This is a genomic window from Sphingobium sp. FG58 (assembly GCF_057809055.1).
Genome location: NZ_JBMDJF010000016.1, coordinates 35455 through 58444 on the forward strand (window position 1 = coordinate 35455; position 22990 = coordinate 58444).

A 22990-nucleotide genomic window follows, 5' to 3' on the forward strand; every position below is an offset into this window, starting at 1 on the left:
TTCGTCACCCCCTCTGTCACGGGAACCTGAGAGCTTTGACCGTCCTGGTGCAGGAAACGGCTTACCCCTTCGGTGGGACAGGTTTCCCCCGTCCGCTTTCCAGAGTGTCTGCGCGCGATGCGGTCCTTTGGCCTGAGAGATTCCGGGGCGGTTGCTCCTTCGGCGACGGGCCTGGCCTGAAAGACCGCCCATGCTCTCCCGCATCGTGCCCGGCACCGAATCCTCAGCGCCGGAGACATGTGTTGCATTGCGACAAACGCACCGGCGCGTCAATTGCCTATACACGTCCTTGCTGTGCAGGGAATTGCTGCGACATCCATCTTTCATAGTTTTTGTGTCATCCCCGCGAAGGCGGGGATCCATCTCCGGCGCTTTGGGATGGGGACAAGGTGGGAGATGGATTCCCGCCTGCGCGGGAATGACGAGATAGCTTAAATGCAACGATGTCCAGAAAAGGCCGAATTTTACCTTACCCGAATATCTCCGCATGGCGCTTTTCGGCGTAGCGGTCGGTCATGCCAGCGATGAAGTCGGCGATGTGGCGGCTGCGGTCGGGTTCTTGCCTGACGCATTCGTCGCGCCATTCGTCCGGCATCAGCGCGGGATCAGCCTGATAGGCAGCGAACAGGTCGGTCACGATCACCCGCGCCCGGTCGGCCGCGGCCAGCTGTTCGGGATGATGATAGAGGCTGGCATACATGAAGCGCTTGAGATCGCGCTCTTCCGCCGCCAGCTCCGGCGAGAAGGCGACCAGCGTACGGCCCAGCGCGCGGACATCCTCCACCGTCTCCACCCCCGACTCCGCGATATTGGCGCGGGTCGCGGCGATCAGGTCATTGGCCATCACGCCAATCTGTTCGCGCACCAGTTCGCGCAGCAGCCGGTCCTGCGCGACATCGGGATAGCGCGCCCGCACCCGATCCCAGCAGCGCGCAACGAATGGCACCTCCAGCAACTGCTCCAGCGACAGCAGCCCGGCACGCAGGCCATCGTCAATATCGTGATTGTCATAGGCGATATCGTCCGAAATCGCCGCCAGCTGCGCCTCCAGTGAGGCATGGCTGGTCAGGTCGAGCGGCAACAGCGCATCCAGTTCCCGCATCGCCCAGCCGGGATTGGCGATCGGCCCATTATGCTTGGCCAACCCCTCCAGCATTTCCCAGCTGAGGTTCAGTCCCCTGAAACGCGGATAGGGACTTTCGAGCAGCATCAGCGTGCGCAGCGTATGGGCATTATGATCAAAGCCGCCATGCGCCTCCATCGCCGCCTCCAGCGCATCCTCCCCCGCATGGCCGAAGGGTGGATGGCCGATATCATGGGCCAGGCACAAAGCCTCGGTCAGATCCTCATTGAGGCCCAGCGTCCGCGCGGTCGTGCGGCCAATCTGCGCGACTTCCAGACTATGGGTCAGGCGGACGCGGAAATGATCGCCGTCGGGCGATATGAACACCTGCGTCTTGTGGCGCAGGCGGCGGAACGCGATCGAGTGGATGATGCGATCGCGGTCGCGCTGGAACATGTCACGCGGGCCGCGCACCTCCCCGCCCTCTTCGGGGTGGAGGCGGCCACGGCTGGCGGCAGGGTGGCAGGCATAGGAGGCAAGGATCGTCATGGGACGCCCCTTACTCGCCGCCCAGCCTTTCGACTACCTCTCCGGCATCGCTTTGCCAGGCAAAAACGTCCGCGCCCTCGCCTTTCAGCTTTGCTTCGAGCGTTTTGGCGCGGGTGAAGCTGGCGAAGGGACCAACGACCAGCCGGTTGGTCCGCCCCCAGCTGGCGACCCAGGCGCTTTGCGGGGCCAGCGCGTCATATTTCTTGCGCATCGTCTTGAGGGTAAAGCCCAACGCGCTCTTGCTCGCGCCGGTCGCGATCTGGAGCCAGTTGCGCGCAGGATTGTCGGCCAGGCGCTTCTTTTCCTCGGCTTCCTTCTTCGCCTTGGCGTCGGCCTCCGCCTTGGCCTTGGCAGCGGCGGCCTTCTTCACCTTGTCGGCCGCGGCCAGACGCTCGGCCCGGCGCGCGGCCTGGATCTTCTCGATCTCGTCGAGATCGACCGCCGCGACGACCGACTGACGTTCGGTTTCCGGCACATCGATCGCGCGGATGATGTCGGCCAAGGTACGGGTCGCCTGCGGATCGGGCTGAGGCGGCGGCGCGGCCGGCGTTGGCGTTGGTTGCACGACTGGCGATGACGGCGGCGCGCTGGGGGGCGTGGACGGCGGGACGGTCGCCTGCGCCAGAGTGATGGCATTCAGCGGTGTTGTAGGCGCAGCCTGGCTGGCGGCAGGGGCAGCCGGCCGGGACGTATCGACCGATTCAAAGCCCGGCGCAGGCGGCCCCTGCACTTGCGGGGAAGCAGCGACAACCTGTTGCGGCGGCGCGGACTGGACCGGAGCGGGCGCGGCGGGCGTTGGCTGGACCATCTGCACCTGCGCCGGTGGCGGCTGCACCGGTTGCGGCGCGGGCGGCTGCGGCGCGGGGGTCGGTGTCGGCGTAGGTGCCGGTTGAACCACCGCCGGGCGCACCGTGTCGGCCTGTGCCAGCCGGGTCGCTTCGCGGCGCTGGCGCTGCTGCTCGGCACGGCGCGCGCGACGATCCTGCGCCGGGCTGGTCGGTGCCGCCGCCACTGCGACCGGCGGCGTCTTGGCGACAACTGACTGGCTGTAGCCGGGTGCCGGCGGAGTGGGCACGATCGCGGCGATGGTCGTGCCGATCTGCGTCGGGAAATGGCCGAAATGGATCGCCGCGGCCTTCTGCGCCGGGGTCAGATAGGGCATTTTGCGCATATAGGGCATGATGGCGGCGGCAAGTTGCGCAGGCATGGTCTGCTCGGCAATCTTCTGCGCTTCCGCCTGTCGGTTGTTCATCGCCAATATGAACGCGCGGGACCGCCAGGCCGCACGGTCGCTCTTGTAGAAAAGCGGCTGCATCACCTTGTCCGAGGCCTCGACCTGGCCCGCTATCCCCAATGACGCGGCATAGCGGCGAAGCAGTTCCAGATCATTAGGCGTGCGTTGCAGCGCCGCCTGATAATCGCGCTGCGCCCCGGCCTGATCCCCCGTCATGTCGCGCGCCAGCCCGCGATCGGCCAATATGGTCGCGTCGGGATAGCCCAGCCGCGCGGCCTGATCGAACAGCCGCAGCGCTTCGCCCGGATTTTGCAGTTTCAGCATCACCCGGCCAAGCCCGGCCTTGATCCGGCCATTGCCGCTGGCAATCGCATCGGCGCGGGCAAAGAAACCGGCGGCTGCGCGCGGATCGTCCAGCGCCAGCGCCGCCTCCCCCGCCCCGATCAGCGCCGCCACGTCGCGCGGATTGGTGGACAGGCGGGCAAGATATGTATTGAGGTCCGCCGCATCCGGCGGACGCACCAGTTGCGACTGATCAACCTGCGCCTGCGCTCCGCCCGAAAGCATGAGCGCGGCAATGATCCAGGGAAGAGAGCGTTTCACATCCGTGCCTTATACGAAGCCTCATTGATCGCGACCTATAAGGCCCCTCCCCCTTGAGGGGGAGGTTGGGTGGGGGTGTGCTGTGGCCAGCGTGGACGCTCGGCTTCGCCTCGCTCCCCCTCCCCCAACCCCTCCCCGCCGGGGAGGGGAGATGAGTCACCATCATCGGATTTAGTACTAGCCGATGCCGTGCTGAATGGGAAATGACCCCCCACGAAAAAGCGCGCCCGGTTGCCTTGTGGGACCGACGGCGCGCTTTTGGCGGGACAGATGCCCCTGCAAGCAGATCGCTTACTGGTTATTCTGGCGATTGAGGAAGCGCGGAATGTCCAGGCCCGGCGCACCATCATCGGCCGTCGGCGACTTTTCCGTGCCACGGGTCAGGCCCGCCATCCGCTCGAACAAGGTGCCGCCCGATGCGACGCGCGGCGCAGGTTCCACCGGCGCAGCTGGAGCAGCACTTTCCGCGCCCAATACCAGCTCGTCCTCGGCCGGATCGTCGTCCGAAAAGACAGCTGCCGGGCGCGGCGGGGCAAAGGGTGCGGGTGCGGCGGCTTCCACAGGAGCGGGCGCAGGCGCTTCCGGCACGTCCAGCTCCAGCGTTTCAGGTTCCGGCGCGGGCGCAGAGGTAGCGGCTGCCTGTGGCGCAGGCGCTGGCGCAGCGGCCTTGGGCGCTGCCGACTGCGGCACCGACACGGCGGGGCGGCTGGCGAAGCTGAACGGCTGGGTCAGCGGCGCGGCATGATTGCCGATATCATTGTCGATCCCGGTGGCGACCACCGACACGCGGATCTTGCCATTCAGATTGTCGTTGAACGCGCTGCCCCAGATGATGTTCGCGTCCGGGTCCACCAGTTCGCGAATATGGTTGGCGGCTTCGTCCACTTCCATCAGGCGCATATCCTCGCCACCCACGATCGAGACGATGACACCCTTCGCGCCGCGCATCGACACCCCGTCGAGCAGCGGGTTGGCGATCGCCTTTTCCGCCGCCTGGAGCGCACGACCGTCGCCTTCGGCTTCGCCGGTGCCCATCATCGCCTTGCCCATTTCGCCCATGACCGAGCGGACGTCGGCAAAGTCGAGGTTGATGAGGCCGGGCATGACCATCAGGTCGGTGATGCCGCGCACGCCCTGCTGCAACACTTCGTCCGCCATCTGGAACGCTTCCTTGAAGGTCGTGTTCGGGTTGGCGATCAGGAACAGATTCTGGTTCGGAATGACGATCAGCGTGTCGACATGCTTTTGCAGCTCGTCAATGCCCGCTTCCGCCGACTTCATGCGGCGATTGCCTTCGAAGGTGAAGGGCTTGGTAACAACGCCAACGGTCAGGATGCCGCGTTCCCGCGCCGCCTTGGCAATGACGGGGGCAGCCCCGGTGCCGGTGCCGCCACCCATGCCAGCGGCGATAAAGCACATATGCGCGCCTTCCAGCGCCGCTTCGACCATGGCGATAGTCTCTTCCGCCGCCGCCTTGCCGATTTCGGGGCGCGACCCGGCGCCCAGACCCTCGGTAATTTGCGGGCCAAGCTGGATGCGGCGCTCGGCGGGCGAGGCATTGAGCGCCTGCGCATCCGTGTTCGCCACGATGAAGTCCACGCCCTCGACATGGGCGGCGATCATATTTGCGATGGCATTGCCGCCCGCGCCGCCGACACCGATCACCGCGATGCGCGGCTTCAGTTCATCCACATGCGGAGGGCTGATCTCAATGCTCATATATTCTGCTCCCTCAGCTTCCTCGTCAGGAAGCGACAACCAACACCAAATGTTAACACCAGAAACTGGAGTATTTCACCAGCTATTTTCGTCTTACTGTAATTTCGTTCAATAGTTGGTCTTTATCGCCCGCATCATCCGTTGCCACCACAAGGGTGCGCCCAGACGATGCACGGTTTGCGGCGCAGGCGCCATCGTGCGGAGATCAACCGGGTTGGAAGCGCCGTAAAGCGCCAGTCCCGCCAAGGTCGCAAAGGCCGGGCCACTATGTGCTTCGGGCATGGCGGACAGGCCCCGTGGCCGCCCGATCCGCACCGCCCGGCCCAGCGCGCCCTGCGCATAATCGGCAATGCCCTTCATTTCCGCGCCGCCGCCGGTCAGCACCACCTGCCGCCCGGTCGGCGAATTGAAGCCCATGCCCGCCAGCGCGGCATTCACTTCCGACATCAGCTGATTGAGCCGCTCGCAAATGACCCCGACCAGCGCGGCGCGGGTGATCTTGCCCCCTTCGGCATTGGGACCGGCGCTCTGCCCCGGCACCGCGACATCGCCATGGGGCGTCGCAATCTCGATCATCTCGCGGAAATCGCGGCGGTTCTGCATTGCGGAGCCATAGAAACATTTGATCCGCTCGGCCTGACTACGGCGAATACCAAAGGCCGACGCAATATCGTCGGTAATGTCGGACGCGCCGATGGGAATAGAATGCAGTCCCACCAGCATCCCGCCCGCATAAAGCGACACATTGGTCACCCCCGCCCCCAGTTCCACCAGCGCCACGCCCAGATCGCGCTCTTCTTCGGACAGGCAAGCGAGGCCCGTTGCGATCGGCGAAGCGACGATCGAGTTGACGTTCAGATAAGCGCCCCGCACGCACAGGTCCAGATTGGCAAGCGGCGCTCCATCGGCCAGCACGACATGAATATCCACGCCCAGCAGGTCCGCGTGCATCCCTGCCGGTTTCTTGACCGGCACCTTGCCATTGATCGTGAAACAGGTCGGCTGCGCGTGCAGCACGACCCGGCCATCGGGGTCGATCCCCTGCTGGCCGGTCGTCAGCAAATCATCAATATCGGCCTGCTCGATGCGGTATCCGCCCATGTCGCGCTCAACCGTCACGACATCGCTGACCAGGCTGCCGCCCGAAAAGCTGACCCAGACATCCTCGATATTGGTGCCAGCGACCCGCTCGGCCTGCTCGATCGTTTCGCGCACCGCCAGTTCGGTGCGTTCCATGTCCGCGATGAAGCCGCGCCGCACGCCCCGGCTTTCGCGCTGGCCGGTCCCCAAAATCGCCAGCTCACCCGTGTCGGTCCGCCCCGCGATCAGCGCGGATACCTTCCACGATCCGATATCGATCGCGGTGATGAGCTTTTCGACCTTGGGCTGCGCCATGGGGCTTAGCCTTCCTCGCCCAGCGCAAGAGCGCTGGCGGCGGAATCGGCCGCATCATCCACCGGTTTCTCCTCGACCCTGCCCTGCGGCAGGCGCAGGACGAAACGATCGGGATCGCGCATGTCGAATTTCACGATACCCCGGCCCAGCAGCCGGTTGACCCCGTCCATCCGCGCGAAATTGACCAGAGCGGCAGCGGAAATCTTGTCCCCTTCGGGCAGCGACAGCGTCTCGCCCGACTGGAAACGCAAATCCCAGCGGCGGTTGCCGACCCAGGTCGCGCCCGCCAGCATGGGCTTCAACGCAGGCGCATTTTCCATTAGCCGGTTAAGCCCCGCCGTCTGGCGATTGGCGTTGGGTCCAACGACCAGCGGCAGGTCCGGCATGGCGCTGGCCGACACCGGTTGCAACACCACGCCCGCCACGTCGATCAGGTGCAGCTGCCCGCCATGCTGCCACACCGCGACCGGATCACGCTCGACGATATCGACCACCAGCGTATCGGGCAGACGGCGGGAAATACGCGCATCCTTGACCCAGCCGAGTTTCAGCATATCGGCGCGGACCTTGGGCAGGTCGAGCGAGAGCATGGAGCGGTCCACCTGCCCCAGCGCGATGTTATAGACCGGCAGCTCGTCCATCCGCTCGACGCCGCGCACCTCGACCTTGTCGACCTCGAAACCCGCGCGCGCGGCGATCAGGGCAGCTTGTTGCTGCGCCATGGCGGGCAGGCCGAAAAAGATCGCAAAACCGATCAGGATCGCACCGAAAATCCCCACGATCGTCCAGCTGGCCAGCCGTTGCAGCGTCGCTTCGCTGACCGGCAGCGCCTCGATCAGCCGATCGAGCGTCGACTGGCGCTTGAGCGTGCGCCCGCGACCGCCCTTCGTCGCCCTACCCTTCGCGCTGCTCAGCCGCGCAGTGCCGCCGCGCCTGATCCGTGCCTCAGCCATGTTTCTCACCCCCGGCGCGGTGCAGCGCCTCCTCGACAATAGTCTCCACCAGCGTGGCATAGTCAATGCCCAGCTTCGCGGCCTGTTCGGGAACCAGGCTTAAGGGGGTCATCCCCGGCTGGGTATTGACCTCCAGCAGGAACAGCCCCTCGACACCCTGATTGTCGTCCCAGCGGAAATCGGACCGCGACGCCCCCTTGCACCCCAGCAACTGATGCGATCGCAACGCCAGCGCCTTGCACGCCTGGGTAATCTCGTCAGGGATGTCGGCGGGGCAGACATGTTCGGTCATGCCGTCGGTATATTTGGCGTCGAAATCATAAAAGCCGCTCTTGGGCCGCAATTCGGTGACCAGCAGCGCCTCGTCGCCCAGCACGGCGGTGGTCAGCTCACGCCCACGAATATAGGGTTCGGCCAGCAATTCGGGGAAATCCTGCCACGGCCCCACACTGTCGCGGGCGATCGGGTTGCCATAATTGCCCTCGGCGGTGACGATCGCCACGCCGACCGAGCTGCCTTCGTTGACCGGTTTCAGCACATAGGGACGCGGCAGCGGATCGCCCGCAAACAGGCTCTCGCTCTGCACGATATGCCCGCCGGGCATCGGGATGCCATGCGGCACCAGCGCCTGCTTGGTCAGCTGCTTGTCGATCGCGATGACCGAGGTGGCGAGGCCGCTATGGGTGTAGGTCAGCCCCATCAGGTCCATCATCCCCTGCACCGTGCCATCCTCACCCGGCACGCCATGCAGCGCGTTGAACACGACATCGGCCTTGGCCTCCGCCAGCCGCGCCGCGACATCACGATCCATGTCGATCCGCGTAACCCGATGCCCGCGCGATTCCAGCGCCTTGGCCACACCCTCCCCGCTCATGAGGGAAACAGGCCGCTCCGCCGACCAGCCGCCCATCAGGACAGCGACATGCCAGGGGCCACGGGTCATGCCGTTCCTCCCCGGCACGGGGAGGGGGACCGCGCCCGAAGGGCGTGGTGGAGGGGGAGTGAGGCCTGGCACGCCCCCTCCGTCTGCGCTGCGCGCAGCCACCTCCCCGTGCCGGGGAGGAACTTCATTCCGCCACTCACTTCACCAACCCCACCCGCTGAATTTCCCATTCCAGTTCCACGCCGCTCTTGTCCTTCACCCGCCGCCGCACTTCCTCGCCCAGCGCTTCGATGTCGCTGCTGGTCGCCTCGCCAGTGTTCAGCAGGAAATTGGTATGCTTCTCACTCACCTGCGCGCCGCCCAGTTGCAGCCCGCGACAGCCCGCCTCGTCAACAAGCTGCCACGCCTTGTGCCCGTCCGGGTTCTTGAAGGTCGACCCGCCGGTCTTGCTGCGCAGCGGCTGGCTTTCCTCGCGTGCGGCGGCGATGCGGTTCATTTCGGCCTGGATCGCGGCGGGTTCACCCGGTTCGCCGCGAAAGGTCGCACTGACCACGATCGCGCCGTCGGTCAGGTTCGAATGGCGATAGGTGTAATGCAGGTCGCGGTTCAGAAGCGTCACCTGCTCGCCCGACCGCAACACCACCTCGCACTCGACCAATATGTCGCGCGTCTCACGGCCATAAGCGCCGCCGTTCATCCGCACGAAGCCGCCAACCGTGCCGGGGATGGAACGCAGAAACTCAAGCCCCGATATGCCCGCGTCGCGCGCCGTCGATGACACCAAAATGCCCGACGCCCCGCCGCCGCAAATCAGCGTCACCTCGTCCAACCGCTCAACCTTCGCGAACGGCTTGCCCAGCCGCACCACCACGCCCGGCACCCCGCCATCACGCACGATCAGGTTGGACCCCAGCCCCAGCGCCATCACCGGCACATCAGGGTCGAGCATGGCGAGGAAATCCGACAGGTCATCGGCATCCTTCGGCTCGAACAGCCATTGCGCCGCGCCGCCCGCCTTGAACCAGACGAGCGGGGCCAGCGGCGCATCCGCCTTCAAACTGCCGCGCACCGGCGGAAGGGCAATGCTGTCGCTCAACCGCGCACGCCCCACAAATTCATCCAGCTTTTCATCGCCTTCAGCCCCGCCTCGCCCGCCTGATTGGCGGCCATCCCGGCCTTGGCATTTTGCTGCGCCGCCTGCACCATGTCGCGCGCAGCCTCCACGCCCTGCATCTGGACGTCGATCATGCGCTTCTGCATTTCCAGCCCTACGGCGAACAGCTCGAACATCAGACCGATTCCTTGACCTTGGTGGAGACAGCAGCCGCCAGCCCCGCCGCCCATTTGGTGATGTCGCCCGCGCCCAGGCAGATGAGCATATCGTCCGCCTGAATGTCGGTCGCCAACGCCGTTGCCAGTGCATCGGCGTCGGCAATCGTCGATGCATGGCGATGCCCGCGCCGCTTCAATCCCGCGACCAGAGCCGCGCTGTCCACGCCCTCGATCGGCTGTTCACCCGCGGTATAGACGGGCGCGGCATAGACGATGTCGGCGTCATTAAACGCCTGCTGGAAATCATCCATCAGGTCGCGCAGCCGGGTGAAGCGGTGCGGCTGAACAATAGCGATCACCCGCCCCTGCGCGCCCTCACGCGCAGCCGCCAGCACGGCTTTGATCTCCACCGGGTGATGGCCATAATCGTCGATCACGGTGGCGGAACCGTCACCAACCGCAATCTCGCCAACCTTGGTAAAGCGCCGCTTCACGCCGCCGAACTTGGCAAAGCCGGTCTGGATCGTCGCGTCGTCAATCCCCATGTGCAGCGCCACGCCGATCGCCGCCATGGCGTTCAGCACATTGTGGCGGCCAGGCATCGGCATTTCGATGCCCTCGATCTTGCGCGTGGACCCGTCCCGCTCGCGGATCTGCACGTCGAAGCGATTGCCTCCGGGGAAGCTCACCACATTGTCGCCGCGAATATCCGCCTGCGCGGAAAAGCCATAGGTGACGATCCGCCGGTCCTGAACGCGCGGCAGGATCGCCTGCACTTCGGGATGATCAAGGCACAGCAAAGCCGCGCCATAGAAAGGCACATTGCCGACAAATTCGACAAAGGCGTCCTTCACGCGGTCGAAACTACCATAATGATCGAGATGTTCGGGATCGATATTGGTAACGACCGCGATCGTGCCGTCGAGCCGCAGGAAGCTGCCGTCACTCTCGTCGGCCTCTACCACCATCCAGTCGCTATTGCCCAGCCGCGCGTTGGAGCCATAGCTGTTGATGATGCCGCCATTGATGACGGTGGGATCGACCCCGCCCGCGTCCAGCAACGCCGCGACCATCGACGTCGTCGTCGTCTTGCCATGCGTCCCCGCCACCGCGACGGTGGATTTCAGCCGCATCAGCTCGGCCAGCATCTCAGCCCGGCGGATCACCGGCACACGGGTTTCCAGCGCCAGCTCGACCTCCGGGTTGCCACGCTTGATCGCGGTGGACGTCACCACCACGGCGGCATCGCCCAGATTTTCCGCCTTGTGGCCGATCATCACGCGAATGCCCTTGGCCCGCAGCCCTTCGACCACATAGCCTTCGGCCACGTCCGACCCCTGCACACCATAGCCCAGATTATGCATCACCTCGGCAATGCCCGACATGCCGATGCCGCCAATGCCGATGAAATGGATCGTGCCGATGTCCGTGCCGACACCCTTCATGCTATTCCTCCCCAATATGGGGAGGGGGACCGCCGCGAAGCGGTGGTGGAGGGGGTTCGCCCCCCGCACAACGCCCGGACGATAGCCCCCTCCGTCAGCCCTTCGGGCTGCCACCTCCCCGTATCGGGGAGGATTTTGAAATGATACCTCAAGCCGGAACCCCCGCCAGATTGAGCGTCGTCGGCGTCGGCCCGACCCGCACCGGATCGTTGACGATCGGCGCATGGCCGATGCTTTCCAGCAAATCCGCCATGTCGCGCGCCGCATTGGGACGGCCGCAACCGCGCGCGCGCTTCGCCGCATTCTGCAACGCGCCCGGCTCCATCGCCATCTTCTGCATCTGCTTGGCCAGTTCCACCGCGGTAAAGCGCGCCTGGGGAATCGTGCGCGCGCCGCCCGCCTCGGTCATTTCGCGAGCATTGGCGGTCTGGTGATCGTCCATGGCGCTCGGCAGCGGCACCAATATCGCAGGCCGTCCGGCGCAGGTCAGTTCCGCCAGCGTAGATGCCCCCGCACGCGCAATCACCAGATGCGACCAGCCCAGTTTCTCCGGCACATCGTTGAAATAGGTGGCCAGGTCCGCGGGAATTTCCATCTCCGCATAGACTTTGCGCACCCGCTCAATATCCTCGGCCCGACATTGCTGGGTAACCTGCAAGCGGCGGCGCAGCGCGACCGGCAGCATCGACAGGCCTTCGGGGACCACGCTCGACAGGATCGACGCGCCCTGGCTGCCACCGATCACCAGCACCCGGAACACGCTCTCATCGGTCAGCGCGGGGAAATCCTCCTCGCGCAGCTGCTTGACTTCCTCACGCACCGGATTGCCGATCAGGTGAACCTTGGCGGCATATTTTTCCTTCAGCCGCTCGACCCCCGGATAGGCGGTCGCAATCGCATCGACCCGCCCAGCCAGCAGCCGGTTGACCCGGCCCAGCACCGCATTCTGCTCATGCACCGCCGTCGGCACGCCATCGGCCAGCGCCGCCAGCAAGGCGGGCATCGCCGGATAGCCGCCAAAGCCGACCACCGCGGTCGGGCGGAACGTTTCATTGAGCCGCCGCGCCATCGCCCGGCCCGCCAGGATCGCTTTCAGCGCCCCCGGCCAGCTTTTCGGGTTCTTGGTCATGCGCCCGGCGGGCAGGACATGAACCTGCGCCTTGTCGAAGATGCCGGGGATCTTCGCCCCCCGCTCATCGGTGACGAGGGCTACATGATGGCCGCGCGCCATCAGTTCCTCGGCCACGGCATGAGCCGGAATCATATGACCACCCGTCCCGCCGGCGGCGAGGACGAAGTGACGGGAAATGCTCATCGACCACTCCATTTGACGACCGTATGCCGACCCATGAAGGGGTTGCGTCGCGTGAAGGCGAGCAACAGGCCGACGCCGATGCAAAGCGCCAGCATAGAGGAGCCGCCATAGCTGATAAAGGGCAGCGTCATCCCCTTGGACGGAAATATCTGCGCATTGACGCCCATATTGATGATCGCCTGCAATCCGAACTGCGTCGTCAGTCCCGCCGCCGCCAAAATCGTGAAACTATCCTCCTCGTCCAGCAGGCGCAGCAGCACCCGCACGACGATGGCCAGATAGACAAGCGCGATGGCGATGCAGGCAAGCAGGCCGAACTCTTCCCCGATGACCGAGAAAATATAGTCGGTATGCGCTTCGGGCAGGCGGAACTTGTGCTGCCCGCCGCCCGGCCCCACGCCGGTAAAACCGCCATGGGTGATGGTGCGGAAGGCGAGATCGGTCTGGTCTGGTCCGGCGCTCTGGTCGACGCCGATGCCCAGAAAATCGTTGATCCGCTGACGGCCATTTTCATAGAACATATAGACCGCGACAAGTCCTGCCAGCCCCATGCCAACCAGCGCCGCGATCCAGCGCATCGGCATCCCCGACAGCAGCAGCAGGCACCCCCAGCAGGCCAGGAAAATGACCGTCTGGCCAAAATCGGGCTGGCGCATCAGGATCGCCGCGATCAGCAGCGTCAATGCGCCGGTCAGCGGGATCACCGGCAGGGTCGCATCCTTGCCGCGCAGCGACAGCAGCCAGGCCAGGGTCACGACATAGACGGGTTTCAGAAACTCCGACGGCTGGAAGCGGAAACCGGGCAGGTCGATCCAGCGCTTGGCCCCGTTCACCGTGCTGCCCAGCAACGGCACGAACAGCAGCATGACGAAGAAAAAGACGCACAAAAACGTCGCCAACCGCCGCGCCTGTGGCCGGGGCAGCATCGATATGACCAGCATGATCGGCAGCCCCAGCCCGACCCAAACGAGCTGGCGATAGAAATAGTTGAGCGGATTGACGGCAATCTGCGCGGTCGAGCGATCGATCGCCGCCACAGGCGACGCTGCCGCGACCGCGACCAGCCCGATCGCCATCAGCGTGACGATCAGCGACAACAGGACGCGGTCAATCTCCCAGAACCAGATGGCGAGCGCGGTGCGTTCGCGCGGCACGGTGCGGGTACGAAACCCCTTCACCAGTTCGCCTGCCCTAGACATGTGCCCCGTCCCTTCCCTGCTGGTCCCGCGCCATCACCCTATTCCAGCGCCGCGACGGCGGCGACAAAGGCATCGCCGCGCGCCTCGAAATCGCGAAACTGGTCGAAACTGGCGCAGGCGGGCGACAGCAGCACGACGTCGCCGGGCTGCGCGATCCGCGCGGCACGACGCACGGCGGCGCTTAGCATCTCGCTATCATCCACCGCCATAGACCCGCGCAGCAGGTCAGCGAACATATGCCCCGCCTCACCGATCGTATAGGCGTGCGCGACATTGCCGAAATGCGGCACGCACTCGTCCAGATTGTCCGACTTGGCGACCCCGCCCAATATCCAGTGGATGCGGGGCTTGCCGTCGATCGCGGGCCATGCGGCCAGCGCCGGCGCAGTGGAGGCCGCATTGGTCGCCTTGCTGTCATTGACGTAGAGAACGCCATTGTGGGTGCCGACCGCCTGCATCCGGTGGGGCAGGCTGGCGTAGCTAATCAGCGCATTGGCGATGGTGGCTTCGTCGATGCCCAAGGCGTTAGCAACAGCAATCGCAACGGCAGCATTTTGCGCATTATGTGGGCCTTGCAAAGCTGGCCAGGTCAGCTGGGCGACGGGATCGATGTCACTCGACCCAACCTCTTTCACGTCATCCCCGCGCAGGCTGGGTTCTCTCTTTTCTTCGGGCGCACCACCAGAAGAAGCGGGATCCCGGCTTTCGCCGGGATGACGGATGGAATGGGCAATCGCCCGGCTCGATTCATCCTCCGCCGCAATCACCGCGACATGGCCCGCCGACTGCATCGCAAACAGCCGCGCCTTGCTCGCAACATAGCCCTCAAACCCGTCATAGCGGTCCAGATGATCGGGCGTAATATTCAGCAGCACCGCCACATCGCAGTCCAGGCTATGCGTCAGGTCGATCTGGTAGCTGGACAGTTCCAGCACATAGACGCCCACGCCATGCAGGTTCGGCTCCAGCGGCGGCTGGCCCAGCACCGGCAGGCCGATATTGCCGCCCATGACCGTGGGATAACCGGCCTGCTCGATGATGTGGTGGATCAGCGCCGTGGTGGTCGATTTGCCGTTGGTGCCGGTGATGCCGACCACCTTGTGCGGCGGCAGCGTCGGGCGGGCCAGCGCGAACAGTTCGATGTCGCCGATGATCGGCACGCCCGCCAGCTTCGCGCGCATCGTGATCGGATGGCGATTAAGCGGCACGCCCGGCGACACGACGATGCCGTCAAAGCCTGTCAGGTCGATCTCCATCGGATCGCCCAGTTCCGCCTTGCCCGCAACCGCCGCGCGCGCTTCCTCACGCCCGTCCCACGCCACGACCCGCGCGCCGCTGGCCGACAGGCAATCGACGGTGGCCAGGCCAGACCGTGCCAGCCCCAGCACCGCATAGGTCTTGCCCTTAAAGGCGTCCGAAACGATCATCGCAGCTTCAACGTCGCAAGGCCGGCCAGCGCCAGAATGAAGGCGATGATCCAGAAACGGATCACCACGGTCGGTTCGGCCCAGCCCAGTTGCTCGAAATGATGGTGGATCGGCGCCATTTTGAACACGCGCTTGCCGGTGCGCTTGTAGAAGAACACCTGGATGATGACGCTCATCGCCTCCACTACAAACAGCCCACCGATAATGCCCAGCACGATTTCATGATGCGCGGTGACCGCGATCACGCCGATCGTCCCGCCCAGCGCCAGGCTGCCGGTATCGCCCATGAACACGGCGGCCGGCGGTGCGTTGAACCACAGGAAAGCCAGCCCCGCGCCAATGATCGCGCCACACAATATCGTCAGGTTGCCCGCGCCCGGCACATGCGGAATTCCCAGATATTCAGCAAAATCCGCGCGCCCGACCAGATAGACGATCAGCATGAAGGCAAGGCAGGCGATGATCACCGGCATGGTCGCCAGCCCATCCAGCCCGTCAGTCAGGTTCACGGCATTGCCGAACGCCACGATCACGAAGGCCGCAAACAGGAAATAGAATGGCCCCAACTCGATCGCCGGACCATTGTAGAAAGGCACATAGAGCGCGGTATTGCCATGCTGCGACACGATCAGCCAGGCGGCAAAGCCAGCGATCAGAAATTCGAACAACAACCGCGCCTTGCCCGACAGCCCCTTGTGGCTGGCCTTGGTCACCTTGTCATAATCGTCCAGAAAACCGATCGCGCCGAACCCCAAAGTCACGAACAGGCAGGCCCAGACATAGGTGGAGTTGAGGTCCATCCACAGCAGCACCGAAATCACCATGGAGGTCAGGATCATCAGCCCCCCCATGGTCGGCGTCCCGCGCTTGGCCAGATGGGTCTGTGGCCCGTCGGTGCGGATCGGCTGCCCCTTGCCCTGCCGCACCCGCAGCCAGCCGATGAATTTGGGACCGATCAGCAGGCCGATGAACAAAGCGGTAAAGATCGCCGCGCCTGCGCGGAAACTTAGGTAACGGATCAGGTTGAACCCGCCCGCAAAATCCATGGTCTGGGCCAGCCAGTAGAGCATCAGTCAGTCTCTCCGTCGCGGGCGCGTTCGCCAAGCGCCGCGACAAGCCGGGACAACCCGATGCCGTTGGAGCCTTTGACGAGGATAGCATCGCCCGCGCGCATGTCAGTGGTTAAAAGGGTGATGGCGCTCGCCGTGTCGGGGACATGGGCATAGGCCATGCTGCCGTCCAGCGCATCGGCCAGCGGCGCCATTTCCGCGCCGACCAATATGGCATAATCGACCAATCCCGCCTCCAGCGGCCCGGCCAGATCGGCGTGAAGCTCCGCGCTGCGCGCACCCAGTTCACGCATCCCGCCTAGCACGGCAACGCGCCGGTCGGCCGTTTCACGCCCCAATTGCTTGAGCGTCGCGGCCATGGACAGCGGATTGGCATTATAGCTTTCGTCGATCAGCAGCGCCTCGCCGCCCGCGACCGGCAAAACGCGCCGCTCGCCCCGGCCCGGCAGCCCCGGCATTTCCGCCAGCGCCAGCCCCGCCGCCGCCAGATCGCCACCCACAGCAGACACCGCCGCCAGCACCGCCAGCGCATTGGACACCCAATGATCGCCCGGCGCTGCCACGGTAAAGCAGAGTTCCGCATCCGGCAGCTTCGCCGTCACCAGCGTGCCGCCACCGGGCGCTGGCACAGTCTCGCACGCATGAACGTCCGCCTCGTCACTCAGACCAAAGGTCAATATGTTGGCAGCATGCCGTTCCGCCTTGTTGTAAAGCAGCGCCACATGCGGGCTGTCATAGGGGATGATCGCGGTGCCGCCCGGCTCCAGTCCCTCGAAAATCTCCGCCTTGGCCTCGGCAATCTTCGCTTCGGTGCCGAAATATTCGATATGGGCGGGCGCGATGGCGGTGACGATCGCGACATGCGGGCGCACCTGCCGGGTCAGCGCGGCCAGTTCGCCCGCATGGTTCATCCCCATCTCGAACACGCCGAACGCCGTATCGCGCGGCATCCGCGCCAGGCTCAGCGGCACGCCGACATGGTTGTTATAGCTTTTGACCGACCGATGGACCTGCCCCGGATGCGCGCGGTCCAGCGCCTGAAACAGCGCTTCCTTCGTCCCGGTCTTGCCAACCGATCCGGTGACACCGATCACCTTGCCATCCACGCGCGCGCGCGACGCCCGGCCCAAGGCTTCGAGCGCAGCGGCGCTGTCGCGCACCAATATATGCGGATGATCGACCGGCTCGCTGACGATCGCGCCCGCCGCGCCCTGCGCAAAGGCCTTGCCGATGAACTTATGCCCGTCGGTCGCCTCGCCCTTCATCGCGACGAACAGGTCGCCGCCGGTCACTTCGCGGCTGTCAAACGCCACGCCCGAAACGGCAAACGGCGCCGACGCGGCGCCGCCCGTTGCCTCGGCGATCTCGGCAGATGTCCACAGGTCCGCCATCACTCGCCCCATCCGTTCGGACTGAGCGAAGTCGAAGCCCTCCACTGAGCGGAGCGAAGTGGCCTCCCTATCGGTCGGCCGAGCCCTTCGACTTCGCTCAGGGCGAACGGAATTGAGAACCGCATCAACCCGCGCACTCCCGCGCCACGGTCACGTCATCGAACGGCAGCACCCGGTCGCCGATAATCTGGCCCTGTTCATGCCCCTTGCCCGCTAGCAGCACGATGTCGTCAGCCCCCGCCTGCGCGATCGCCACCGCAATCGCCGCGCGACGCCCGCCAATTTCCTGCGCGCCAGCCGCCCCCGCCATCACCGCAGCGCGGATCGCAGACGGTTCCTCCGACCGCGGATTATCGTCGGTGACAATGACATGATCGGCCAGTTCCGCCGCCACCTTACCCATCAATGGCCGCTTGCCCGCATCGCGATCCCCGCCCGCGCCGAACAGCGCGATCAGCCTGCCCTTGGTGTGCGGCCGCAACGCCTCGATCGCGGCGCGCAAGCCGTCGGGCGTATGGGCATAATCGACATAGACCGGCGCGCCCGCCTTGCTGATGACCGCCCGCTCCAGCCGCCCGCGCACCGGCTGCACCCGGCCCAGCAGTTCCAGCACCTTGGCGGTGTCTCCACCGGTGGCAATGACCAACCCCGCCGCCGTCAGCGCATTGGCAGCCTGATAAGCCCCGATCAGCGGCAGATTGACCTTGTACGTCTTGCCGCCACCTTCTCCCGGCGCCTCGATGCCGAGGGTCTGCCCCAATTGCGTCGGCGTGCGCGTGACCAGCCTCAGCGCCTCACCCTTCTCGCCCACGGTCAGCAACCGCAGGCCACGCGCGCCAACCCGCGCAATCACCTTGTCCGACCATTCATCATCGGCCCACACCACCGCCGCGCCATCCGACGCCACGACTTCATCGAACAGCCGCATCTTGGCGTCGAAATAGCTGTCCATGTCGCCATGATAGTCGAGATGGTCGCGCGACAGGTTGGTGAACCCACCCGCCAGCACCGGCAGCCCCTCGGTGCGATATTGGGCCAGGCCATGGCTCGACGCCTCGAACGCGGCATGGGTAATGCCCTCACGGCGCAGGCCCGACATGTTCGACAGGAATGTGACGATGTCCGGCGTGGTCAGGCCCGTCGATACCTGATCGACCGATGTGGTGACGCCCAGCGTGCCGATGGACGCGGCATGATGCCCCATCATCCGCCACAACTGCCGGGTCAGTTCGACCGTGCTCGTCTTGCCGTTGGTGCCGGTGACAGCTACCGTGACATCAGGAAAGGGCGTAAAATAGCGCGCGGCCAGTTGCGCGAACAGGCGGCGCGGATTGGCGTGGGCGATGTGGATCGCGCCCTCCACCTTGGCCTCAGGCCGGGCAACGACCGCGATCGCGCCCGCCTTCACCGCGTCGGCAATATAATCCTCGCCATTGACGCGCAGCCCCTGGAATGCGCCAAACACTGTGCCGGGCGCGACCTTGCGATTGTCGATGGCAAAGCCGGTGACGTTGGCGTCCAGCGCCACTCCGTCGCTCACCGCCGCATCCAGCCCGTCGATCAGACCGCCAAGGCGCGTCATTCGCTCTCTCCCTTGGGCTTCCACAGCAATGGCGTCAGGTCCGAAATATCGACGTCGCGGCGCTCGTCCGGCATCACGCCCAGCATCGGGCCGGTACGCTCGATCACCCGCTTGACCACCGGCGCAGCGGTCCAGGCGGCGGTGCGCAGGCCGATCGCGCTGGTCGCGCCGTCCATCATGGTCAGCACGACATAGCGCGGATTATCCATCGGGAAAGCGGCAGCAAATGTCGTCACCAGCGAACTCTTATTATAGCGACCATCCTCAGGTTTCTCGGCGGAACCTGTTTTGCCACCCACCCGGAAACCCTTGGCGTCGGCGCTACGCCCTGTACCCGCCGCGACGATCAATCGCAACAGCTGGCGCATCCGCGCGCTGGTGGCGGCGGAAAAGACGCGCTGTCCTTCCGGCGCTTCGCCCGGCTTCAATTTGCGCAGCGTCGCGGGACGATACATGCCGCCATTGACCAGCGCGGCATAGGCGCTGGCCAGATGCAGCGGGGTGACCGCAATGCCGTGACCATAGGATACGGTCATGGTGGTGATCCGCCCCCAATTGCTGGGCCAGATCGTCCCGGCCTGTTCCTTCAGTTCGATGGGCGCGCGCTGGTCGAATTTCAGAGCACGGAAAATCTGCTGCATCGGTGCCGCGCCCATCTCGTCGGCGATGCGCGCAGTCGCGATGTTGGAGCTGTGAACCAGCGTGTCGGGTACGTTGATCCAGCGGCCCAGCGCATGATCGTCCTTGATGCGGAAACCGCCGATCGAGATCGGCGCGGTCGCATCATAGCGCTTGCTCATCGACGTCACGACGCCATGGTCCATGGCTGCCCCGATCGAGATCGGCTTGAAGGTCGACCCCAGCTCATAACGGGCCTGCACCATCTGGTTGCACAAAGGCGACTGGCTGCACGATTTGCCCGCATAATTTTGCAGCTTGTTGGGATCGAACACCGGGATGGAGGCCATGGCGATCACTTCGCCCGTGTTGGCATCCAATATGATGCCGCCCGCGCCCTTGGCATGTTGCGCGACCATCTGGGCATAAAGCTCGCTTTCCAGCGCGCCCTGCACCCGGCTGTCGATCGAAATGGCAAAGGGTTGGCCGCGCAGCGCCGCATCGGTCAGCCGGTCGTTGAAGGCGGACTCGACGCCCATGCCGCCAACGCCATTGGCATCGGGCGCAAAGCCCAGCACATGCGCCGCCAGCGTGCGCTGCGGATAGAGGCGTTCCTTCTCACGCGGAAATTCGATGCCGATTTCGCCCAGCGCATTCACCGCCGCCACCTGCTCCGGCATGGCGCGGCGGCGCAGATAGGCCCAGCCCCGGCCAGTCAGCTTCTTGTAAAAGACAGCTTCTGCCTCATCGGGGAAAATCTCGTGCAGCTTGCGCGCCAGTTCGGCCGGTTCGCCGATCAGCTTGGACGGACGCACCGCCACCGAATAGGCGTCCATCGTCCGCGCCAGCGGCACGCCGTTGCGATCCACAATATCGGCGCGCGCAGGCAGGAAGGCCGACAGGGCATCGTCCCCGGTCGCGCCATGCGCAAAAACGCCGACCCACAGGAGCCGGCCGATCAGCACCGTCGTCACCGCCATGAACAGGATCAGCAGCAACATCAGCCGGTTATGGGCGATGGCGGTCAAGCTGACCCGCTGCCGTCCCGCCCGCGCGCCGCCAGGCTGGACGATGATCGTGGCCATATCAGCGCACTCCCTTCTTGCGCTCGCGCGCCGCCGTGGCGCTCAACTCACCCAGCGTGCTGTCGTCCAGCAGCTTGGCGTCCAGCATCGCCATCCGTTCCGCCTTGCGCGCGACCGGATTGGGCTTCGATACGTCGGCATCCGCCTTCGCCTGCACCGCCGGGGTGCGCGGCGCGGGCTTGGCCAGCTTCTCCACATTGTCGGCGGCGTGCGCCTCACGGATGACGGCAATGTCGCTGCGGATCTGGGTCGCTGCGGGACTGGCGGGCGCGGCCTGCGGGGCAGATGGCAGGTCGGCGGGGGTTTCCACCATCGCCACCATCACCGGCGGCGCGACATAATCCGGCCCGTTGGGCTGCACCCCATCCAGCTGCGCCAGCGCCCGCTCACCCGCCAGATATTGGCCAGCGGTCGGCGTGCCATACATGAAGTCATGCTGGTTCCAGCTTTCCAGCTGCCGCATCGACGCGCGCGCGCTGAACTCGGTCTCCAGATAGCGAATATCCCCCTTCGCCCGTGCAATCTCCATCCGCACCTGCATCAACTCGTTGCGCTCGGTCGCGACTTTCAGCGACACAAGATAGGCGCCCAGCGCACCCAGCGCGACCAGCAACACCCAGATCAGGCTCTGCAACCTTTTGACAGCGATCATGAGCGGGGACTCCCGGAGGACGAAACAGGGGCAGATGTGCGCACGGCGCTGCGCAGCGTGGCGGATCGGGCGCGGGGGTTGCGCGCCAGCTCCGTCTCACCCGCGCGCACCGCCTTGGCGGGCTTGGCAAAGGTTGGCGCGTCGGCGGTGCGCTTTTCGGGCATGTGCCGCGACCAGCCGCCCTCGCCACCGCTGCGGTTGCGCAGGAATTGCTTGACGATGCGATCTTCCAGGCTGTGGAAGCTGACGATGGCCAGACGCCCGCCCTCCTCCAGCAGCCCCTCTGCCGCCTCCAGCGCGCGCTCCAGCTCCTCCAGCTCGCGATTCACATGGATGCGGATCGCCTGAAAGGCGCGGGTCGCGGGGTCTTTCTTGTCATGCGGCTTGTGGCCCAGCGCACGGCGGATGACATGGGCCAGCTGCCCCGTGCGCTCCAGCGGGCGCGCATCGACGATGGCATGGGCAACCCGGCGCGACCGCGGCTCCTCGCCATAGCGGTAGAGGACGTTAGCGATCTCCTCTTCCGGCGCATTGTTCAGGAAATCGGCCGCGCTCATCCCGTCCTGGCTCATGGTCATGAGCAGGGGACCATCGGACTGGAAGGAAAAGCCCCGGTCGGCCCGGTCGAGCTGCATCGATGACACGCCGATATCGAGCGTGATGCCCGACACCTTCTCGATGCCCCGTTCCGCCAGCAACTCCGCCATGCGCGAAAATTCGCCCGCGATCAGCGTGATACCATGCGCGTCGGCCAAGGCCTGCCCTTCGCGGATCGCATCGGGATCGCGATCCAGCGCAAAGACGCTCGCCCCCGCCAGCGCCATGGCCCGCGAATAGCCGCCCGCGCCGAACGTGCCATCCACATGAATCTCGCCAGGGGTAATGGCAAGAGCGCGGAGAACTTCGTCGAGCAGGACGGGAATATGCGGGGCGGTGCCAGTGCCGGTATCAGCGTCGGGCAGGCTCACTTGCCGCCCTCCGCTGCGCGCGCGTCGAGCCAGCGCTTCACCTTGTTGCGGATCAGCGCCGGGCGATCGGGGCTTTCGACCAGAGCTTCAGGCTTCCAGATCTGGAAATAACGGCCGACGCCATAGAAGAACGCTACGTCGGTGATGCCGGCTTCATCCTTGATATCGGGGTGCAGGAAGAAGCGGCCGCCATCATCGAAATTGACGTCCTCAATGGTGCCGAGGCGATTTTCACGTTCCAGATCGCCATTGAACGGCCGGTTCGCCTCGCGCGCCAGCCGTTCCAGTTCGGCGACCTCGTCGAACAGGAAACGCTTGTGCGACAGGCCAAAGCCGGTGGCGCAGCCATTGTCCATATGGACGGACAGGCACAGGCGATTTTCATCGCCGCTAGCCTGGCGGACCAGCTTGCGCATCTCCAGGGGCAGCACGAAACGGCCCTTGCCGTCCGCGACGCTGAACGCGTTGCCCGAATAGAGAATGACGTCCGACACGCTGGAAATTCGCCCCTTTCATGCGGGGCACAGGCCACCCGTCGCCGGAATCACTGAATGGACATCCGGCACG

At 65.2% G+C, this 22990-nt stretch carries 19 protein-coding genes and 1 riboswitch; all 19 genes read right to left on the reverse strand.

Annotated elements, in window-relative coordinates; genetic code table 11:
* Positions 1-110: 110 nt before the first annotated feature.
* Positions 111-211: riboswitch (glycine riboswitch) on the reverse strand.
* 258 nt (positions 212-469) lie between these two features.
* The gene (locus ACODR8_RS15850; protein ID WP_489008167.1) at positions 470-1612 is read right to left on the reverse strand and encodes a deoxyguanosinetriphosphate triphosphohydrolase; all 1143 of its coding nucleotides are present in this window, start codon (positions 1610-1612) and stop codon (positions 470-472) included.
* A gap of 10 nt (positions 1613-1622) precedes the next feature.
* Positions 1623-3413 carry an SPOR domain-containing protein gene (locus ACODR8_RS15855; RefSeq protein ID WP_489008201.1) on the reverse strand — a complete coding sequence of 597 codons (1791 nt, stop codon included), beginning with the start codon at positions 3411-3413 and terminating at the stop codon, positions 1623-1625.
* 327 nt (positions 3414-3740) lie between these two features.
* Entirely contained in the window at positions 3741-5168 is a 1428-nt protein-coding gene (ftsZ, locus tag ACODR8_RS15860; RefSeq protein WP_489008168.1) for a cell division protein FtsZ, read from the reverse strand.
* Positions 5169-5276: 108 nt separating this feature from the next.
* Positions 5277-6563 carry a cell division protein FtsA gene (gene ftsA, locus ACODR8_RS15865; RefSeq protein WP_489008169.1) on the reverse strand — a complete coding sequence of 429 codons (1287 nt, stop codon included), beginning with the start codon at positions 6561-6563 and terminating at the stop codon, positions 5277-5279.
* A gap of 5 nt (positions 6564-6568) precedes the next feature.
* The gene (locus ACODR8_RS15870; protein ID WP_489008170.1) at positions 6569-7516 is read right to left on the reverse strand and encodes a cell division protein FtsQ/DivIB; all 948 of its coding nucleotides are present in this window, start codon (positions 7514-7516) and stop codon (positions 6569-6571) included.
* Positions 7509-8459, reverse strand: a complete 951-nt coding sequence (locus ACODR8_RS15875) for a D-alanine--D-alanine ligase (protein ID WP_489008171.1) — start codon at positions 8457-8459, stop codon at positions 7509-7511. Before ACODR8_RS15875 ends, ACODR8_RS15870 begins: the two co-directional genes overlap by 8 nt.
* Positions 8460-8595: 136 nt before the next feature.
* The gene (gene murB, locus ACODR8_RS15880; RefSeq protein WP_489008172.1) at positions 8596-9510 is read right to left on the reverse strand and encodes a UDP-N-acetylmuramate dehydrogenase; all 915 of its coding nucleotides are present in this window, start codon (positions 9508-9510) and stop codon (positions 8596-8598) included.
* Positions 9492-9689: a hypothetical protein gene (locus ACODR8_RS15885; protein WP_294130647.1), complete on the reverse strand. Its 198-nt coding sequence runs from the start codon at positions 9687-9689 to the stop codon at positions 9492-9494. Before ACODR8_RS15885 ends, murB begins: the two co-directional genes overlap by 19 nt.
* On the reverse strand, positions 9689-11116 hold the full coding sequence (murC, locus tag ACODR8_RS15890) for a UDP-N-acetylmuramate--L-alanine ligase (protein WP_489008173.1): 1428 nt from the start codon (positions 11114-11116) through the stop codon (positions 9689-9691). The genes ACODR8_RS15885 and murC overlap by 1 nt, the downstream gene beginning before the upstream one ends.
* A 148-nt stretch (positions 11117-11264) precedes the next feature.
* Positions 11265-12431 (reverse strand): undecaprenyldiphospho-muramoylpentapeptide beta-N-acetylglucosaminyltransferase, encoded by a 1167-nt coding sequence (gene murG / locus ACODR8_RS15895; RefSeq protein WP_489008174.1) that lies wholly within the window; start codon positions 12429-12431, stop codon positions 11265-11267.
* Positions 12428-13630: a putative lipid II flippase FtsW gene (gene ftsW, locus ACODR8_RS15900; RefSeq protein WP_489008175.1), complete on the reverse strand. Its 1203-nt coding sequence runs from the start codon at positions 13628-13630 to the stop codon at positions 12428-12430. The genes murG and ftsW overlap by 4 nt, the downstream gene beginning before the upstream one ends.
* A 38-nt stretch (positions 13631-13668) precedes the next feature.
* Positions 13669-15057 carry a UDP-N-acetylmuramoyl-L-alanine--D-glutamate ligase gene (gene murD, locus ACODR8_RS15905; RefSeq protein WP_489008176.1) on the reverse strand — a complete coding sequence of 463 codons (1389 nt, stop codon included), beginning with the start codon at positions 15055-15057 and terminating at the stop codon, positions 13669-13671.
* Positions 15054-16127, reverse strand: a complete 1074-nt coding sequence (gene mraY, locus ACODR8_RS15910) for a phospho-N-acetylmuramoyl-pentapeptide-transferase (RefSeq protein ID WP_489008177.1) — start codon at positions 16125-16127, stop codon at positions 15054-15056. The genes murD and mraY overlap by 4 nt, the downstream gene beginning before the upstream one ends.
* Positions 16127-17518 carry a UDP-N-acetylmuramoyl-tripeptide--D-alanyl-D-alanine ligase gene (locus ACODR8_RS15915; RefSeq protein ID WP_489008178.1) on the reverse strand — a complete coding sequence of 464 codons (1392 nt, stop codon included), beginning with the start codon at positions 17516-17518 and terminating at the stop codon, positions 16127-16129. The genes mraY and ACODR8_RS15915 overlap by 1 nt, the downstream gene beginning before the upstream one ends.
* Positions 17519-17642: 124 nt before the next feature.
* A complete protein-coding gene (locus ACODR8_RS15920; protein WP_489008179.1) occupies positions 17643-19100 on the reverse strand; it encodes a UDP-N-acetylmuramoyl-L-alanyl-D-glutamate--2,6-diaminopimelate ligase in 1458 nt (485 codons plus the stop codon).
* Positions 19097-20803: a peptidoglycan D,D-transpeptidase FtsI family protein gene (locus tag ACODR8_RS15925; RefSeq protein WP_489008180.1), complete on the reverse strand. Its 1707-nt coding sequence runs from the start codon at positions 20801-20803 to the stop codon at positions 19097-19099. The genes ACODR8_RS15920 and ACODR8_RS15925 overlap by 4 nt, the downstream gene beginning before the upstream one ends.
* Position 20804: 1 nt before the next feature.
* The gene (locus ACODR8_RS15930; RefSeq protein WP_489008181.1) at positions 20805-21455 is read right to left on the reverse strand and encodes a colicin transporter; all 651 of its coding nucleotides are present in this window, start codon (positions 21453-21455) and stop codon (positions 20805-20807) included.
* Positions 21452-22423 carry a 16S rRNA (cytosine(1402)-N(4))-methyltransferase RsmH gene (gene rsmH / locus ACODR8_RS15935; RefSeq protein WP_489008182.1) on the reverse strand — a complete coding sequence of 324 codons (972 nt, stop codon included), beginning with the start codon at positions 22421-22423 and terminating at the stop codon, positions 21452-21454. Before rsmH ends, ACODR8_RS15930 begins: the two co-directional genes overlap by 4 nt.
* A complete protein-coding gene (locus tag ACODR8_RS15940; RefSeq protein ID WP_489008183.1) occupies positions 22420-22917 on the reverse strand; it encodes a division/cell wall cluster transcriptional repressor MraZ in 498 nt (165 codons plus the stop codon). The genes rsmH and ACODR8_RS15940 overlap by 4 nt, the downstream gene beginning before the upstream one ends.
* Positions 22918-22990 lie beyond the last annotated feature (73 nt).

What these genes read in the sequence shown, in the direction of transcription:
- ACODR8_RS15870 (WP_489008170.1), bottom strand. Translation starts at nt 7,516, where the DNA reads ATGGCTGAGGCACGGATCAGGCGCGGCGGCACTGCGCGGCTGAGCAGC.
- ftsZ (WP_489008168.1), bottom strand. Translation starts at nt 5,168, where the DNA reads ATGAGCATTGAGATCAGCCCTCCGCATGTGGATGAACTGAAGCCGCGC.
- ACODR8_RS15885 (WP_294130647.1), bottom strand. Translation starts at nt 9,689, where the DNA reads ATGTTCGAGCTGTTCGCCGTAGGGCTGGAAATGCAGAAGCGCATGATC.
- ACODR8_RS15920 (WP_489008179.1), bottom strand. Translation starts at nt 19,100, where the DNA reads ATGACGCGCCTTGGCGGTCTGATCGACGGGCTGGATGCGGCGGTGAGC.
- ACODR8_RS15925 (WP_489008180.1), bottom strand. Translation starts at nt 20,803, where the DNA reads ATGGCCACGATCATCGTCCAGCCTGGCGGCGCGCGGGCGGGACGGCAG.
- murD (WP_489008176.1), bottom strand. Translation starts at nt 15,057, where the DNA reads ATGATCGTTTCGGACGCCTTTAAGGGCAAGACCTATGCGGTGCTGGGG.
- murC (WP_489008173.1), bottom strand. Translation starts at nt 11,116, where the DNA reads ATGAAGGGTGTCGGCACGGACATCGGCACGATCCATTTCATCGGCATT.
- ACODR8_RS15915 (WP_489008178.1), bottom strand. Translation starts at nt 17,518, where the DNA reads ATGGCGGACCTGTGGACATCTGCCGAGATCGCCGAGGCAACGGGCGGC.
- mraY (WP_489008177.1), bottom strand. Translation starts at nt 16,127, where the DNA reads ATGCTCTACTGGCTGGCCCAGACCATGGATTTTGCGGGCGGGTTCAAC.
- ACODR8_RS15855 (WP_489008201.1), bottom strand. Translation starts at nt 3,413, where the DNA reads ATGCTTTCGGGCGGAGCGCAGGCGCAGGTTGATCAGTCGCAACTGGTG.
- murG (WP_489008174.1), bottom strand. Translation starts at nt 12,431, where the DNA reads ATGAGCATTTCCCGTCACTTCGTCCTCGCCGCCGGCGGGACGGGTGGT.
- ftsW (WP_489008175.1), bottom strand. Translation starts at nt 13,630, where the DNA reads ATGTCTAGGGCAGGCGAACTGGTGAAGGGGTTTCGTACCCGCACCGTG.
- ACODR8_RS15930 (WP_489008181.1), bottom strand. Translation starts at nt 21,455, where the DNA reads ATGATCGCTGTCAAAAGGTTGCAGAGCCTGATCTGGGTGTTGCTGGTC.
- ACODR8_RS15850 (WP_489008167.1), bottom strand. Translation starts at nt 1,612, where the DNA reads ATGACGATCCTTGCCTCCTATGCCTGCCACCCTGCCGCCAGCCGTGGC.
- ACODR8_RS15875 (WP_489008171.1), bottom strand. Translation starts at nt 8,459, where the DNA reads ATGACCCGTGGCCCCTGGCATGTCGCTGTCCTGATGGGCGGCTGGTCG.
- ftsA (WP_489008169.1), bottom strand. Translation starts at nt 6,563, where the DNA reads ATGGCGCAGCCCAAGGTCGAAAAGCTCATCACCGCGATCGATATCGGA.